Origin of the sequence: Paludisphaera borealis (assembly GCF_001956985.1) — a bacterium.
In the GTDB taxonomy this organism is placed as follows: Bacteria; Planctomycetota; Planctomycetia; order Isosphaerales; family Isosphaeraceae; genus Paludisphaera; species Paludisphaera borealis.
In genome coordinates this window covers 5,398,673-5,414,524 of record NZ_CP019082.1, presented here as the reverse complement: position 1 = coordinate 5,414,524, position 15,852 = coordinate 5,398,673, and the positions used below count along the sequence as shown (strand labels likewise).

The following is a 15,852-nucleotide window of genomic DNA, read 5'->3' as shown; positions in this document are numbered from 1 at the left end:
TACCTTACTTCCTTACTTCCTCCGCGTCCCGCGTAGTTGATCCCCTTGGATGTCCCAGTTGGACGATGGTCGTTGGTTGAGACGGAAGGAGAACCAAACGGGTGGCCGAAGTCGATTGGACCGCGTTGCCGGGCCGCCTGGTCGTTCTCTCGGGGGCGTCGGGCTCGGGCAAGAGCACGCTCGTGGAGCGGCTGCTGGAGAAAGTCGGGCCCGCCGTTCAGAGATCGATCTCGGCGACGACCCGCCCACCTCGCCCCGGCGAGGTTCACGGTCGAGATTATTTCTTCGTCAGCCCGGAGGAGTTCGAGCGGTTGCGGGGCGACCTGCTGGAGTCGGCCCTCGTCCACGGCTCGCATTATGGAACGCCCGCCGAGCCCGTCCGCCAGGCGCTCGCGCGGGGGATCTGCATCGTCCTGGTGATCGACGTTCAAGGGGGGTTGCAGATCCGCGAGAAGGTGCCCAACGCCCTGCTGATCTTCGTCCAGACGCCGTCGCCCGAGGTGCTCGAACGCCGGCTGCGGGCGCGCGGGACCGACGACGAGGCGACCATCACGCGGCGGCTGACCAACGCGCGCCGCGAGATCGAGACGGCGCAGCGCTACGAGATCCATCTGGTGAACGACGACCTGGAAACGTGCGTCGACGAACTGGCCGCGACGCTCTCGCAAAACCGTTGTGGAGGTGGGAACGCTCATGATTGAAGAACTGAAGGAAGAATTCATCGTCAACAAGGTCGGCGGACGCTTCAAGCTCTCCACCTTGATTCAAAAGCGGATGATCGCGCTTAACCAAGGGGCTCGCCCCCTGGTCGACGCGCGCGGGCTCGACAAGATCGCGATGGTGATCCAGGAGATCATGCAGGACAAGATCTACCTCGACATGTCCGGCAAGCTCCACACCAACGAGCCCACCGAGGAGATCGAGGTCGAAGGCGGCACCGTGGATCTTACCCAGTCGGCAGAATAAGCAGACGCGGAGCCTGAACCCACGGACGGGTTCATTCTCCGTGCAAGGCCGTCCAAACCCCGGCCGATCACTAGGTGTACCGACGCTGTTCTTGACACGGCGACTCGATGCGCCGGCTGGATGCCGCGCGGCCAGCCCGGCTGCGCGCCCGGGGGACCCCATGCTTCTTCGCCAGCGACTCTTCCAATCGGCCCCCGCGCTTGCGTTCCTGATCCTCAACATCTTCGTGGCGCTCAGCCTCCACGGTTACGACCCGGCCGACGCGATCCGCTGGCAAACGGCGGAAGGCGGCGCATCGACCGCCCTCGCCAACCCCTGCGGCCCCGTCGGCGCCAGCCTGGCCCACGTCTCGTATCAGCTTTTCGGCTGGGCGTCGTGGCTCGTCCTGCTGGCGATGGCGGCTCTGAACCTGCTGGTCGCCCGCCGTCGCAAGGTCACCGACCGCGTGGGACCGGCCGTCGGCTTCGTCCTGGTCGTCGCCGTCGTCGCGGCCCTGATCGACAAGTTCGGCCCGGGGATCAGGCCCAGCCCCCCGGTCGGCACGGGGGGATACGTCGGGGCGATGGCGGTCTGCCTGCTCGAAGGCCAATTCGGGACCGCCGGGATGCTCTTGATCCTGTTCGCGATCGGCCTGTTCGGCGTCGCGCTTTGCCACGACGTGCTGATCTCGATGCCGGCGCAGGAGCTTGCGGGCCGGTTCCAGGGGCTGGGCCGTCGTCGACGGGCCGGCTCCGCGCCCTCCGCTCAGGGACCGCACGGCGGCTACCTCGGGGCGAGCGAATGGCAGTCCGCCCCAGCCCTCGTCGACCACGCGCAGCCGCCTCGGCAGGCGCTCGGTCGATCGGCCGTCATCACCGAGATGGCCACCAAGCCCGGCCCGGTCGTCCAGCGCGGCCCCGCCCTGCCGCAGCCTCGGCCCGAAGCCGGGCGGACGCTCGCGCGGACGCCGGCCTCGATTCCCCCGATCGATCCCAGCTCGCCGTTCCAGCTCCCGCCGTTCGAGTTGCTCGAACCCGCCGCGCCGGTGCCGATCCAGGACCACGAGGCCCAGATCCACGCTCGCGCGATGCTGCTGGAGCGCACGCTGCTCGATTTCGGCTACCAGGTCCGGGTCGTCCAGATCGACACCGGGCCGGTCATCACCCAGTTCGAGATCGAGCTCGAGGCCGGTCTGCGGGTCTCGCGGATCGCCAGCCTGGCCGACGACCTGGCGATCGCGCTGGCCGTGCAGACGGTCCGGATCGTGGCGCCGATCCCCGGCAAGACGACCGTCGGCATCGAGGTCCCCAACGACCGGCGATCGATGGTCCGGCTCAGCGACGTGATCGCCGGGGTCGACGGCGAGAGCCAGAAGTGCCGGATTCCGCTGTTCCTGGGCAAGGACGTCAAGGGCGTCCCCATGGTCTTCGACATGGCCGACATGCCCCACCTGCTGATCGCCGGCCGCACCGGGACGGGCAAATCGGTCTGCCTGAACGCGATGATCCTGTCGATTCTCATGACCCGTCGGCCCGACGAGGTCAAGATGATCATGATCGACCCCAAGGTGGTCGAGCTGTCGCAGTTCAAGAAGATCCCCCACCTGATGCACCCGGTCGTCACCGACATGAAGAAGGCCGAGTCGATCCTGGCCTGGGCCTGCGACAAGATGGACGAGCGGTACGGCTTCCTCGCCCGCGCGGGGGTGCGGAACATCCAGTCGTACAACGCGCTGGGGGCCGACGAGATCATGGCCCGCACCCAGCCCGAGGACGACGAGGAAGCGAAGCGGATTCCGACCTACATGCCCTGCATCGTGATCGTCGCCGACGAGATCGCCGAGCTGATGATGACCGCCGGCAAGGAGGTCGAGCAGCACATCGTCCGCCTGGCGCAGAAGTCGCGGGCCGTCGGCATGCACCTGATCCTCGCCACTCAGAAACCGACGGTCGACGTCGTGACCGGCCTGATCAAGGGCAACATGCCCGCGCGGATCGCCTTCCAGGTCGCCAGCCGGAGCGACTCGCGCGTCGTGCTCGACGAGATGGGCGCCGACAAGCTGCTGGGCAACGGCGACATGCTGTTCCTGGTCCCCGGCACGTCGCAGATCGTCCGCGCCCAGGGGACCTACGTCTCCGACGCCGAGCTGAACCGCGTCACCGAATACCTCAGCCAGTACCCGGCTGAATACAGCCGCGAGATGATGCAGCTCAAGGTCGGCGGCGGCCCCTCGGGCAAGGAGCGCGGCGCGGCGCTCAAGGAACGCGACGACCTGTACGAGCCCGCCATCGAGATCGTCATCCGCGAAGGCCGAGGCTCGTGCTCGCTGCTCCAGCGCGCCCTGGGCATCGGCTACGGCCGGGCCTCGCGGCTGATCGACTTCATGGCCGAGGACGGCGTCGTCGGCGAATTCAAGAGCGGCTCCGCCCGCGAAGTCCTCTACACCTGGGACGAATGGGAAGCTCTCAAGGGGGGGGAGACGGCGGAGACGGCGGCCGGAGCGAAGCGGCGGCCTGATCGCCGCGGAACTCCGCTGGTGCGAAGCCGCGCGGCAGGCCCTTCCCTAGCACCAAGTCTCAATTGTGTCGAGCCTGAGACCCCATCGCCCTTCCGCCGAGTCTTAATTGTTTCGTTCGCAACATCATTACATGGACATTGCGTCTTAATTCTTGAGTTCGGCCGTTGTTTCTCCGATTTCCATCTGGGTTCGACGAAACTTCTTGACACCGCCGCCTAGGAAAACATAGATTGCTTTGATCACTCCGCAGGGTTCTTTCATTCGACCACAACACCGACACGACTGACGGCGTCCGAGGCGCATCCAGTCCTCGACTCGCGTGTTTTTTTGCGCCCGTCGTCATTCGCTTGGGACCGAGGGCGAACAAGAGAATATGCGGAGCGCCTGACTGGAATCTTGCTTACGGGATCATCGAACGGCGGGTCGTGCTTCGGCGTCGTTGACTAGTAAGTATTCATCGATCACCCGACGCGCGGGAATCCCGTGCGGCGAAGAGCCTGGGCTTATTCGGCCTCGGGTCGCCGCACCGCCATGAGTAGCCTTGGCCCAGACGAATCCAATCTGCACTAATCAAACAAGATTGGTGCCGCGACAGGAGATGATTTGACAATGCAACGACTTATTGTCGCCGCTCTGGCACCGGTTGTGGTGTGTTCTCTCGCTTTCTTGAGCGGCTGCGGGGGCGACGAGGACCGGGCGACCGTCACGAGTTCTCCGGAAGCCAAGAAGGCCGACGCCGGGGCCCAGAACGGCATGATGGAGCTCATGCAGACCAAAGGCGCGGCGAAGGCAAAGCCCGCAGCGAAGCCCTGACGTTCCTCCCCTCGACCAGCAAGCGCGTCGGCACCCGATCCCATTTCCTGGTAATCGTCATCTTCGGGCGGCGAGGTCCTTCCGCCCGGGGCGTCGACTCGCTGCCCTCGACATCGAGCCTTGTTCCGCAAGGAGCCTCGCTGCGTCGCTTCGATTCTGAAGGTGACTTGCGAGGCTGAGATTTCCGCACTCTGTTCTCTCTTCGTATCTCATCCTCCGTTATTCGTGGAGATTGTGCATGTCTCAGAAAAATTCTCGAGGATTCACGCTGATCGAGCTGCTGGTGGTGATCGCCATCATCGCCGTCCTCATCGCTCTCCTCTTGCCGGCCGTCCAGTCGGCCCGCGAGGCCGCCCGCCGCGCCCAGTGCATCAACAACTTGAAGCAGATCGGTCTGGGTCTGCACAACTATCACCAAGGCGTCGGCTCGTTCCCGATGGGCAACGCGATCGCCTACAGTGATCCTGGCGTGCAGACGACCTGGGGTACGTTCAGCGCCCTGGCGATGATGCTCCCCTACGTCGAACAGACCCCCGTTTACAACTCGTGCAACTTCGCCTGGACCGTCTGGTACGGCACGGGAGCGGCGCTCAACAGCACGGTCTGGAACGTCAAGGTCAACGGCTTCCTCTGCCCGTCCGACGGCAACGCGGGCCGCGACCACCTGAACAGCTACCACGGCTCGTTCGGCACCGGCACCCTGCCCTGGAACGCTAACACCAACGGCATTTTCGCCCCCGAGAACACGGCGTACGGCGTCGCCGACATCCCCGACGGCACGTCCAACACCATCGCCTACGTCGAGGCCCTCACCGGCGACTTCAACAAGCTCTCGGCCCGCCATCGCGGCGTGATCTCGGGAACAGGGATGAGTAGCGACGCGACCACAAACATCTACGACGCGCGCACCAACCTCGTGGGCGTCATGAAGAACGCCCAGGGTTGCCAGCAGGCCTTCGTGGCCGCGCCTGGAGGGGGTTCCAACCGCGGCCAACGTTGGCAGACCGGCTCGCCGGGACTGTCGCTCACCAACATCATCCTGACGCCGAACTCGAACCTGGTCACCTACTCGGCCTGCCGGTGGGATTGCTCCAACACCTGCGGCTCCGACTTCGGCCACCTGTTCTTGCCCAGTAGCGCCCACCCTGGCGGCGTCAACGTTCTGCTGGCCGACGGCTCGGTGCGGTTCGTTAAGGACTCGGTCGCCCAGCAGACCTGGATGGCCCTCGGTTCGCGGGACGGCGGCGAAGTGCTCTCGTCCGACAGCTATTGACGATGGTTCTCGCAAGCCGAACTCAGCGCGTGGTTTCGCGCGGCGAATGGAGGGCCTCTCGGGCCCTCCGTTCGCTTTTCATGGCAAGCTCAAGCCACCGGCCGGGCCGGCGACGGGGCGACGACTTCGTTGAGAGCCAGGGCGTTCCATTTCGATCCGTCCCAGGCGAGGTCGTTGATCGAGGCGAAGTCGATGGCGATCCGGTCGAAGTCGGCGGGGACGTAATCCGGTAGAAGGCTCAGAAGCGCCACGCGGATCACGATCCCGTGAGCGACCACGATAGTCGTCCGCCCCTCGTGGCGGCGGCGAAACTCCTCAAGGATCGGCAGGACCCGCCGGGCGATCGCCGCGAACGACTCGCCGCCGGGATGGCTGAATTCGAGATCCCCGGCGATCCACCGCCGCTTCGATTCGCCGTAGACGTCCCACCCGGCTTCGCGGGTCTGGCCGCTGAGGGCGCCGATCCGCCGCTCATGGAGATCGACGACCACCTCGGGCGTCAAGCCGCAGGCCGCGCCGACGGGCCCCGCGGTGGCGATCGCCCGGCGCATCCCCGAGCAATACAGGGCGTCGGCCCGGACGTTCGCGAGGCGATCACCCAGCAAGGCCGCTTGACGCTCTCCCCAGGGGCTCAAACCGATGTCGGATTCTGCGCCGTGGAAGACGTTGGGGGTCGAGGTCTCGGCGTGTCGGATCAGAAGAAGGCGAGTTTCCTGCAACGTCTTGCTCCGGGCGTGACGAAAGAGAAAGAATAGGGGCGGCGACCGATCGCCGGTCCGCCCGACTTCATGAAAACAGGCTCGCGATCGGCGGCCCCCGAATACAAGCCCGAAGCGCCAGCGAGTGAATTGATTCCAACGGCCGATCGGAAATTCACTCGCTGGCGCTTCGGGCTTGTATTCGGGGAATTCGGATTCGCAGAGTGCGCGACTCAAATGCAAACCGCGACAGGTAAAGCCATATGACCCCCACCCGGAACAGCTTCGACTTCGTCGACTACCAGGGCAAGTGTCGCACGATCCTCCTGTTCGGCATGCCCGGCAGCGGCAAGGGGACGCAAGGCACGGTGCTCGGCCAACTCCCGGACCTCGTCCACATCTCGATGGGCGACGTGTTCCGGAAAATCCCCAAACTCGGCAAGTTAGGCGCGGAGATCGAGAGCTATACGTCGGTCGGCAAGATGGTCCCCGACGACCTCACGGTCCGGATCTTCGAGCGGCACATCAAGATCCTCGAACTCCAGGAGTTCTTCCTCCCCGACCAGCAGACCCTGATTCTCGACGGACTGCCCCGCAACCGCGCCCAGGCCGAGCAGCTCGACGCCAGCCTCGACGTCGTCCAGATTTTCCATCTGAACATCGACGACGTCAAGCTCGCCATGAAGCGGCTGCGGGCCCGGGCCTTGCGCGAGAACCGCCTCGACGACATGAGCGACGAGGTCATCAAACGGCGGCTGAACACGTACCACGAAGAGACCTTCCAGACCCTCAGCTTCTATCCTCCCGAGCTGGTCTACAAGATCGAGGCCGGCCAGGCCATGATCCACGTCCTCCGCGACATCGTCAACCGGCTCTCCGAACTCCGAAACGCCGGGATCGCCTGAGCGGGTCAGGTTACGCAGCGCAAGGCAATGCCGAGATCCGAATACAAGCCCGAAGCGCCAGCGAGTGCATGGATTCCAGCGGCCGACCGGAAATGCACTCGCTGGCGCTTCGGGCTTGTATTCGGAGGGACCTGAAGACATCCCCCACGCCTCACTCGAAGGAGAATCGCCGCACATGGTCCACCCCGAAGCCGCCTTTCAGCCCCACGTTCCCGACGACTCCCAGATGCCCGAGCTGACCGTCCGGGCGGTCGTGCTCGGGTCGCTGCTGGGCGTGGTCTTCGGGGCGTCGTCGCTCTACCTGTTCCTCAAGGTCGGCATGACGGTCTCGGCCTCGATCCCGGTCGCCGTGCTGGCGATCACGATCTTCCGAGGGCTCTCGAAGGCGTTCCAGCTTCGCCGGGCGACGATCCTCGAGAACAACATCGTCCAGACGGCGGGCTCGGCCGGCGAATCGATCGCCTTCGGCGTCGGGGCGACGATGCCGGCCCTGATGCTGCTGGGCTACGACCTGGAATGGTCGCGGGTCATGCTGGTCTCAGTGCTCGGCGGCCTGCTGGGGATCTTGATGATGATCCCCCTGCGGCGGGCGTTCATCGTCAAGCAGCACGGCGTGCTCCCCTACCCCGAGGGGACGGCCTGCGCCAAGGTGTTGATCGTCGGCGAGCAAGGGGGCTCGAACGCCCGGACGGTGTTCCTGGGCTTCGGCCTGGGGGCGGCGTACAACCTGTTGATGAAGGGGTTGAAGCTCTGGCCGGGGGAATGGTCGAAGGCGATCACCGGCGTGAAGGGCTACTCCAAGGCGGTCGTCGGCCTCGAACCCGACCCCACGCTGCTGGGCGTCGGCTACATCATCGGGCCTCGGGTCGCCTCGATCATGGTCGGCGGCGGCATGCTTACGGCGCTGATGCTCATCCCGCTCATCAGCCTGTTCGGCGACGGCCTGACGAGCCCGCTCCCCCCCGGCAAGACGACCATCAGCGCGATGAGCGCGCGGCAGATCGGCAACACGTACGTGCGGTACATCGGCGCCGGCGCGGTCGCCACCGGCGGCATCCTGAGCATGCTCAACGCCCTCCCCTTGATCATCGCGTCGATCGCCGGCAGCTTCCGGTCGCTCGGCAAGGGGGACGAGACGAGGCTTGACGAACTGGAGAACGGCCGCGACGGCGTCCCGCGCACTGACCGCGACATCCCGATCCCCCTGGTCTTCCTGGGCGTTCTCGGCCTGATCGCGGCGATCGCCTCCTCGCACCTGATCCCGACCGATACGGTGGGGCGGATCGCCGGGGCCGTGATGATCGTGCTGTTCGGCTTCCTGTTCGTGACGGTCAGCTCGCGGATCACGGGCGTGATCGGCTCGTCGTCCAACCCGATCTCGGGGATGACGATCGCGACGTTGCTGTTGACCTGCGTGGTCTTCGTGATGCTCGGCTGGGTGGGCCCCGAGTACCGCCTGATCGCCCTGTCGATCGCCGGCATCGTCTGCATCGCGTCGTCCAACGGCGGCACGACCTCGCAAGACCTCAAGACCGGCTACCTCGTCGGCGCGACCCCCTGGAAGCAGCAGGTGGCGATCCTCGTCGGCACCCTGCTCTCGGCCGTCGTCATGGGGGGCACGCTGCTCTGGCTCAACGACGCCTACACGACCAGAACCAGCCGACCCGAAGACCTTCCCAAGATCGTCGTCGACGTTTCGACGCTCACCGAGACCGAGACCTTCGACGGCAAGGAGTTGAAAGTCTGGCACCCGAGCAAATCCGACGAAGGGGCGCCGCTCGCCAAGTACCTCGTGGATGAAGCGGGCCATGTGCAGGTCGCTTTCGATCCGGGCATCGGCGGACGGCTCAACTACTCGACCAGCGGCGCACCGATCAAGAAATTCAGCCCGCCGCAGCCGGAGATGTTCGCGACGATCATCGACGGCATCATGGCCGGCAGCCTCCCCTGGGGCCTGGTCATCCTGGGCTCGGTCCTCGCAATCGTCGTCCAGCTCGCGGGAGTCTCGGCCCTGGCCTTCGCGGTCGGGGTTTATCTGCCGCTGTCGACGACACTGCCGATCTTCGTCGGCGGCATGATCCGCCTCGTCGTGGACCGCGTCCGCAAGTTCAACGCGGAGGATTCCGACACCAGCCCCGGCACCATGCTGTCGACCGGCCTGATCGCCGGCGGCTCGCTGGCCGGGATCGTGGTCGCGCTGCTCATCGTGTTCGAGGACGTCGGCAAGAAGCTCGACTTCTCCACGCTGACGCCCTCGGGCGAGGAGTTCCTGCTGCCGGCGCTCCCCACGTTCGCCATCCTGGCCGCCGCGCTCCTGTACGTCGCCCTGACCGGCAAGCGTCCGGGCGTGGAGGAAGTCGGCAAGGGCGCCCCCGATCAGCTCGACTGACGCGGGTGATCGCTCAGATTCAGCCGTTCGCCGCATGACTTGATTCCGGCCGGTGTCTTTGAGGATGGAGTCCACGATCAAGACCCGGCCAGGAGTCGAGCCATGCCAACCACCGCCCCTTTGACCGTCGCCGAGCCCCTCAGCGACGAGGCGCTCCTGCGGCGCTTCGCCGATCGCCGCGAGCCCGAGGCGTTTACGACGCTGGCCGAGCGGCACGCGGGCCTGGTTTACGGCACCTGCCTGCGGATCACGGCGGACCGCCACGACGCCGAGGAACTGACCCAGGACTGCTTTCTGCAACTGGCGAGGAAAGCGTCGACCGTCCGCTCGTCGGTCGCCGGTTGGCTGCACCAGCTCGCGACGCATCGGGCGCTCAACGCCGTCCGGGCTCACGGTCGACGCCGGGCGCACGAAGCCCGCGCGGCGGCCGAGGGAAGCCACGAAGCCGAACCCGTCGAAACCTCGTGGCGCGAGGTCGAGCCGCTGCTGGACGAGGCGGTCGACGCCCTGCCCGACGGGGTCCGCGACGCGATCATCCTCCACTTCCTCAAGAGCCTCCCGCAAAGTGAAGTCGCCGACCGCCTGGGAGTCCACCAGTCGACCGTCTCCCGCCGCGTCGGCGAAGGGTTGAAGCTACTCCACGACCGCCTGCAAGCCTCGGGCGTGATCTTCTCGGCGACGCCGCTGGGGGTGCTCCTGGCGGCCCACGCGGCGCGGCCGGAGGCCCCCGACCTGGCCGCGAGCCTGGGCAAGATCGCGCTTCTCGGCGCGGGTTCGGGAGCAGCCGGAAAGGTCGTCGCCTGGCTGGGCGTCTCTCTGAGCCAGCTCAAAGCCTGGGGACTGCTCGCCGCCGCGGCGATCGTGCCAATCCTCGTTCAACTGATCGTGGGGGGGTGGTATGGCTTTCCGGTGTTTTTGCTGATGCTGGCCTACATAGACTGGCGGCGGCCGGCGTGGGCTGAGTCCATCGCCCTTTCGCCGAGAGGAGGGGTCTGTGACAACCCATACCACATCTTCAAGCGGTGGACATGGACGGCCCCCCCCCAGAACTGGCGCGGGGCGCTGGCGAGCTCGCTGGCCGGGGCAGCCATATTCAGCGTCTTGGCGTGGGCGCTCGTGCAAGGCCCCACTCCCATGCCGGGACTCAGCCCCTTTTTTGTCATCACCGCGCTCTTTCAATTGAGTGTGGCCGTGCGCGTCGGCGTCCGGGTCCATCGCCACGGGAAAGCGAGAGGACGCGAAGACGAGACGGCCGACGTCGCCTCCGTCCCCGATCTCGCCTGCGTGATTCAAAGCGCGGCCTCTGCCACCGTGGGGGTGCTGGCGACCCCTGTCATCGCCTTCCTCGCCATCCGCACTCAATGGCCTCTCAAAGCTGCCTTGGGCGTTCTACTCACTGTTGCGACCACCACGGTCTGGGGGATCGTCGATGCGGCTCGCAACTACCTCCGATATCGGCGGCTCGCGCCGACGCCTCCCCACGAGGGTGAGGCGCGGCCTCAGTCCGCCAAGGGAGGTCTCGTCTTCATGATGTTCACCGGAGTCTTGTTCACGGCGAACGCCCTGATCGAAGCCCTCCAGATCGCGCCCGTCTCGCCCGACTACGCGAAGACGGCCGAACGCCTGGTGCGTCATGCGGCGACCGTGGGACTCCTTCCATCGGCCGCACTGCTCTTTCTCACCTTCACGATCCGCCCCCTCGCCCAACTCCGCAGGACAACGCGACCGGCGCTCTGGCTGTTCGCCGTCGCCGTCGTTGCGCTCTGCGGCTTGCTGGACCTGGGCCTCTGCATCGCCTGGCTCATGCCGCGAAATTGAGGCGTTGTCAGGCGACCTTCGTCGACCCGCCGGCGTCGGCGACCTCATCGGTCCAGACGACGAACTTCTGGAGGGTGGTCGGACCGAAGCTGGTGGTCAGAGCGACGTCGGTGGCGTCGCGGCCGCGGGCCATGACGATGCGGCCGATCCTCGGCTTGTTGTGGCGGGCGTCGAACGTGTGCCAACGGCCGCCGAGGAAGACCTCGAACCAGGCGCTGAAGTCCATCGGATCGGGAACGGCCGGGACGCCGATGTCGCCGAGGTAGCCGGTCGCGTAACGGGCGGGGATGTTCAGACACCGGCAGAACGTGACGGCCAGGTGGGTGAAGTCGCGACAGACCCCCTTGGCCTCGACGAAAGCGTCGTAGGCCGTCTTGGTCGACCGCGCGTGCTGGTAGCCGAACTCGATGTGGCTGTGGACCCAGTCGACCACGGCCTGCACGCGGCCCCAGCCCCTGGGCGTCTTGCCGAAGAGGTCCCAGGCCGCCTCGCCCAGCCGGTCGACCTCGCAGTAGCGGCTGGCCAGCAAGAACTGGATCACCTCGGTCGGCAGCTCGGCCACGGGATGCTCGCGGGCGTCGGGGTGCGCGGGGTCGGGCTGTCCGTCGACCGCGACCACCGCGTTGTTGGTGAGACGCAATTGGCCCGGGGGGGCGAGAATCCGCCTCACGCGATTGCCGAAGCCGTCCAGATAGTCCGACGCTCCGACTTCAGGCTCGATCACGAGCGCCTCGGGGTTCTGGAGCGACGGCTCTACCGAAGGATGCACCCGAAGGAGCATCAGCATGGGAATCGGGGTGGGGACGTCGAAGACGATGTCGTAGCCGATCCTGATGTACATCGCGCAGCCCCGAACGGGTGCAAGTGGAGAACCCACGGAGAGAGGTCCGAGAATCGTAACACAGTTCTCCGCCCTCGTCGATCGGCCGGCGTCGTGGTTGGAACCGCCGAGCCGAGCAACGGATCTTGCAACGGGTTGGACGGTCATGGTATGCAAGCTCGATCGATCGTCGGGCGATCCGCCCGACCGGGAAGACCGTGTGTCGAGATTCGCGGAGACCGTCGACGATGACGTATTGCCTGGGCATCACCACGAAGGACGGGTTCGTGGTCGCCTCCGATTCGCGTTCGAACGCCGGCTACGATCAGGTCAACGTCTGCCGCAAAATGCACCTCTTCGAGCAGCCGGGCGAACGCGTCTTCGTCGCCATGACCAGCGGCAGCTTGTCGTGCAGCCAGTCGATCGTGACCCTACTCCGCAAAGACTTCGGCATCGGCGCCGGTCTCGCCGCCGCCGAATCCATGTACGACGCAGCCCGCGCCGTGGGCGAACAGGTCCGGCGCGTCTCCGACCTCGACCGCAGATCGCTCGAACAGGACGGCTTGAAGGTCAACGTGCACGTCATCCTGGCTGGCCAGATCCGGGGCCAGCCCCACGACCTGTACATGATCTATCCCCAGGGAAACCCCCTCCGCTCCACCGAGGAGTCTCCATTCCTTCAGATCGGCGAATGCAAATACGGCCGCCCGATTCTCGACAGGGGCGTCCGGTTCGAACACACTTCGCTCGAAGACGCGGCGCGGTACGCCTTGATCTCGATCGACTCGACCCTGCGCTCGAACGTCACCGTCGGGCCGCCGATCGACCTCCTCGTCTACGGCCGCGACGAACTCCACCTCGATCGCCGCAGGCGGTTCCTCGACCGCGATCCCGACCTCATCGCCATCCACACCCAATGGGAACAGGCGCTCCGACTCGCCGTCCAGGCGATCCCACGCGTCAATTTCGAGCCCGAAACGTCCATGTAGCATGGTTTACTTTTGCAATGAAGACGGCAATGGGTGACTGCGGCAGAATGCCACAGATGCGAGGGCCAAGGCGTCCGCCCTGTGGCGTTGCTTCGCTCCGTCACAGCCACCCAGACGCGATCAGGGTTTGACGACGGTCTTCTTTTCGATCGTGGTGGTGGTCGTCGACGTCGGCTTTTCGATCGTGGTGGTGGTCGTCGAGGCCGGCGGTACCACGCGGACTGGTTTCGTCGGAGACGCGGGGATCACGCGGGCGGCGCCGGCGATGGTCAACTCGTCGACAACGGTGGTCACGCCGACCGTGTCGCGAGCAAGGATGACGGCCCGCTTCTTGGCGGCGGCGTCCGCCACCGCGCCTCGAAGCGTCGTCGTGCCGTCGGGCTGGACTTCGAGCTCGATGACCGAATCGGTGAGCTTCTTGTCCCAGTGGATCCGGGCGTAGACCCGGCCAAAAACGTCCGTCTCCCGAACCGCCGCCTGACCGCGAGCAACGGCGCCTTCGACGCCACGGCGGATGTTCCGACCGGCGTTGTCGAGGGCTTCGCCCGCTCGCTCGACCACGCCTTGAGCCTTGCAGTCTGGGGTGGCGGCGGCCAGCGAGGCCGCCAATAAGGCGAACGAGAGCATCCAGGCCGCCCTCGTAATCGATCGACTCGGCATAACTTGAGTTCCTTCGTGTCTCGGCTCCCCGTGCGAAGCCGGATCGCCATGGTTCGGAGCATCGCCTCCCAAACCGATCCGCCGGCATGAGAGTGGTCGAATATCAACCCGCGAGTCGACGTTTTCCTGACGCACTTCGCATGCCAGGAGTACCGTTCGAGTGAACCTTCTCAGCGCAGATTGGCGGGGTCGGTCGATCCCGTCAGAGCGGCATGCTAGAGGGCTGGTGGTTGTGGACCTGTCGCGCCGTGAGATCGGAAAGGGAATGATGACAAAATCTCAATGCAGCTCCTTGTCAAGGCCGATCGAGAATGATACTGTTAGGTTGTCTCCTTCTCTTTCTGACTATTCAAAACATTCCATCTCGTTCTCGACTCGGGTTGCTCGCAACGTCCGACGATCTCCGTCCGTCTAGAGGTCGGTTTTCGACGGCGCTGATCGAGCTGGGCTTGGGTTCCGCCTTGGGCAGGGATGTGTGCGTCGAGGCCGGTCGGCTTCGCGAGGAAGGGTTTTGAAGGGAGTCGTCGCAGCCGGACGAGGCGGCCGTGGGATCGGCGCCGCGGCCCGGACCGCTCGGTTCAATCCAAGCTTCAATTGAGGAACGCACTCCATGGGGATTCGTCGTCCAGCGTGGTTTTTTCGCGTTGCGCCTTCCGCTCCCATCGCATGGGGCGGTGTGGCGTTCTTCGCCCTGGCAATGCGGGCGGCGAGCGAGGAGCCGGTTTCGACAGCCGCTCCCAGACCCATTGCGCCGACGTACACGAAGGACGTTCAACCGATCCTCCAGAAGAAGTGCCAGAACTGCCACCGGCGCGATCAGGTGGGGCCGTTCGCACTCGAAACGTATGAGCAGGCCCGCAAGCGAGCCGCCGACATCGCGTCGGTGGTCGGCGACCGTTCGATGCCCCCCTGGAAGCCGAAGTTCGGGTTCGGCCCCAAGTTGAAGCATGACCCGTCGCTCACCCACGCCGAGATCGCCGTGCTCCACGCCTGGGCCGCCGCCGAGGCTCCTAGAGGCGACCATCATCCGACCGCGGCCGCCGCGGCCCCCGAGGCCGGCGCCTGGGCGCTCGGCAAGCCCGACCTGGTGCTCGAGATGACCGAGGAGTTCGTCGTCCCCGCCAGCGGCCCCGACATCTACCGCTGCTTCGTCATCCCCTCGAAGCTGCCGCACGACGTCTACGTCTCGGCCGTCGAGTACCAACCCGGCAACCGCCGCGCGGTGCATCACGTGATGGCGTTTCTCGACCTTCAGGGGGCGGCGCGGGTGCGCGACGAGGCCGACCCGGGCCCCGGCTATTCGTCGTACTCGGGCGCGGGCGTCGAAGTCGACGGCGACCTCGGGGGCTTCGCCGCCGGTAACCAGGTGTCGCACCTCCCCGACGGCGTGGGCCGTCTGGTGCACCGCGACGCCGACGTCATCCTCCAGGTCCACTATCATCCCACCGGCAAGGCCGAAGTCGACCGCACGCGTCTGGGGTTGTACCTCTGCCGCAAGCCGGTCCAGCAGACCGTGCATTGGGCCAATGCGAACAACGACAAATTCCGGCTCCAGCCGGGCAAGTCGAACATCGAAGTCAAGGCGTCGTGGTACGTCCCCGTCGACGTCGAGGCGCTGGGCGTCACCCCGCACATGCACCAACTCGGCCGCGACTTCCGGATGACCGCCACTCTGCCCAACGGCAAGATCCAGGACCTGGTGCATATCGCCGAGTGGGATCCTTCGTGGCAGAACACGTACTACTTCGAGAAACGGATCGACCTGCCCAAGGGCTCGACAGTCAACATCGTCGCGCACTACGACAACTCGGCGCATCCTCGAAATCCACACTCGCCGCCCAGACTCGTCACCTGGGGCCCCGAGGCGGCCGACGAGATGTGCGTGGGCTATATCGGCATCGTCAAGAAGGGCCAGGATTTGACCACGGCCGGCGAAAAAGACGACCTCTACCAGATCCTCGCCCAGCAGTACCTTCGCAAGGTCGTTCGCCAGCAATCAGCCCGCCGCTGAGAGCGTCGACCGG

13 protein-coding genes are annotated in these 15,852 nt (G+C 65.8%); 10 read left to right on the top strand and 3 right to left on the bottom strand.

The annotated features are described in order from the left end of the window. Positions 1-101 precede the first annotated feature (101 nt). From gmk to BSF38_RS20870, 5 genes are all read left to right on the top strand, one after another. The gene (gmk, locus tag BSF38_RS20890) at positions 102-701 is read left to right on the top strand and encodes a guanylate kinase (RefSeq protein WP_076348886.1); all 600 of its coding nucleotides are present in this window, start codon (positions 102-104) and stop codon (positions 699-701) included. Beyond that, positions 694-966: a DNA-directed RNA polymerase subunit omega gene (locus BSF38_RS20885; protein ID WP_076348884.1), complete on the top strand. Its 273-nt coding sequence runs from the start codon at positions 694-696 to the stop codon at positions 964-966. Before gmk ends, BSF38_RS20885 begins: the two co-directional genes overlap by 8 nt. 160 nt (positions 967-1,126) lie before the next feature. Beyond that, positions 1,127-3,682 (top strand): FtsK/SpoIIIE family DNA translocase, encoded by a 2,556-nt coding sequence (locus tag BSF38_RS20880; RefSeq protein WP_076348882.1) that lies wholly within the window; start codon positions 1,127-1,129, stop codon positions 3,680-3,682. 390 nt (positions 3,683-4,072) lie between these two features. Next, positions 4,073-4,276 carry a hypothetical protein gene (locus tag BSF38_RS20875; RefSeq protein ID WP_076348880.1) on the top strand — a complete coding sequence of 68 codons (204 nt, stop codon included), beginning with the start codon at positions 4,073-4,075 and terminating at the stop codon, positions 4,274-4,276. Between the two features lie 238 nt (positions 4,277-4,514). Beyond that, positions 4,515-5,549: a DUF1559 domain-containing protein gene (locus BSF38_RS20870; RefSeq protein ID WP_076348878.1), complete on the top strand. Its 1,035-nt coding sequence runs from the start codon at positions 4,515-4,517 to the stop codon at positions 5,547-5,549. Positions 5,550-5,638: 89 nt separating this feature from the next. On the opposite strand, the gene BSF38_RS20865 is transcribed toward BSF38_RS20870, so the two are convergent. Next, a complete protein-coding gene (locus BSF38_RS20865) occupies positions 5,639-6,268 on the bottom strand; it encodes a histidine phosphatase family protein (protein ID WP_076348876.1) in 630 nt (209 codons plus the stop codon). A gap of 242 nt (positions 6,269-6,510) precedes the next feature. On the opposite strand from BSF38_RS20865, the gene BSF38_RS20860 reads away from it, so the two are divergent. From BSF38_RS20860 to BSF38_RS20850, 3 genes are all read left to right on the top strand, one after another. Then, complete coding sequence (locus tag BSF38_RS20860; protein WP_076348874.1) at positions 6,511-7,152, top strand: adenylate kinase family protein; 642 nt, start codon at positions 6,511-6,513, stop codon at positions 7,150-7,152. 175 nt (positions 7,153-7,327) lie between these two features. Then, positions 7,328-9,541, top strand: coding sequence for an OPT family oligopeptide transporter (locus tag BSF38_RS20855; protein ID WP_076348872.1), 2,214 nt, complete (start codon positions 7,328-7,330; stop codon positions 9,539-9,541). A 102-nt stretch (positions 9,542-9,643) separates the two neighbouring features. Continuing rightward, positions 9,644-11,359 (top strand): RNA polymerase sigma factor, encoded by a 1,716-nt coding sequence (locus tag BSF38_RS20850; RefSeq protein WP_083713150.1) that lies wholly within the window; start codon positions 9,644-9,646, stop codon positions 11,357-11,359. Between the two features lie 7 nt (positions 11,360-11,366). On the opposite strand, the gene BSF38_RS20845 is transcribed toward BSF38_RS20850, so the two are convergent. Further along, positions 11,367-12,200, bottom strand: a complete 834-nt coding sequence (locus BSF38_RS20845) for a transglutaminase-like domain-containing protein (protein WP_076348868.1) — start codon at positions 12,198-12,200, stop codon at positions 11,367-11,369. 227 nt (positions 12,201-12,427) lie between these two features. On the opposite strand from BSF38_RS20845, the gene BSF38_RS20840 reads away from it, so the two are divergent. Beyond that, a complete protein-coding gene (locus BSF38_RS20840) occupies positions 12,428-13,168 on the top strand; it encodes a proteasome-type protease (protein ID WP_076348866.1) in 741 nt (246 codons plus the stop codon). Between the two features lie 120 nt (positions 13,169-13,288). Here the strand turns inward: BSF38_RS20840 and BSF38_RS20835 are convergent, their stop codons facing one another. Continuing rightward, positions 13,289-13,828, bottom strand: coding sequence for a BON domain-containing protein (locus BSF38_RS20835; RefSeq protein WP_083713147.1), 540 nt, complete (start codon positions 13,826-13,828; stop codon positions 13,289-13,291). Between the two features lie 610 nt (positions 13,829-14,438). Here BSF38_RS20835 and BSF38_RS20830 point away from each other — a divergent pair. Then, entirely contained in the window at positions 14,439-15,839 is a 1,401-nt protein-coding gene (locus BSF38_RS20830) for a monooxygenase (RefSeq protein WP_083713144.1), read from the top strand. Positions 15,840-15,852: the final 13 nt, after the last annotated feature.

What these genes read in the sequence shown, in the direction of transcription:
- BSF38_RS20870 (WP_076348878.1), top strand. Translation starts at nt 4,515, where the DNA reads ATGTCTCAGAAAAATTCTCGAGGATTCACGCTGATCGAGCTGCTGGTG.
- BSF38_RS20835 (WP_083713147.1), bottom strand. Translation starts at nt 13,828, where the DNA reads ATGCCGAGTCGATCGATTACGAGGGCGGCCTGGATGCTCTCGTTCGCC.
- BSF38_RS20845 (WP_076348868.1), bottom strand. Translation starts at nt 12,200, where the DNA reads ATGTACATCAGGATCGGCTACGACATCGTCTTCGACGTCCCCACCCCG.
- BSF38_RS20840 (WP_076348866.1), top strand. Translation starts at nt 12,428, where the DNA reads ATGACGTATTGCCTGGGCATCACCACGAAGGACGGGTTCGTGGTCGCC.
- BSF38_RS20855 (WP_076348872.1), top strand. Translation starts at nt 7,328, where the DNA reads ATGGTCCACCCCGAAGCCGCCTTTCAGCCCCACGTTCCCGACGACTCC.
- BSF38_RS20885 (WP_076348884.1), top strand. Translation starts at nt 694, where the DNA reads ATGATTGAAGAACTGAAGGAAGAATTCATCGTCAACAAGGTCGGCGGA.
- BSF38_RS20850 (WP_083713150.1), top strand. Translation starts at nt 9,644, where the DNA reads ATGCCAACCACCGCCCCTTTGACCGTCGCCGAGCCCCTCAGCGACGAG.
- BSF38_RS20880 (WP_076348882.1), top strand. Translation starts at nt 1,127, where the DNA reads ATGCTTCTTCGCCAGCGACTCTTCCAATCGGCCCCCGCGCTTGCGTTC.
- BSF38_RS20860 (WP_076348874.1), top strand. Translation starts at nt 6,511, where the DNA reads ATGACCCCCACCCGGAACAGCTTCGACTTCGTCGACTACCAGGGCAAG.
- BSF38_RS20830 (WP_083713144.1), top strand. Translation starts at nt 14,439, where the DNA reads ATGGGGATTCGTCGTCCAGCGTGGTTTTTTCGCGTTGCGCCTTCCGCT.
- BSF38_RS20875 (WP_076348880.1), top strand. Translation starts at nt 4,073, where the DNA reads ATGCAACGACTTATTGTCGCCGCTCTGGCACCGGTTGTGGTGTGTTCT.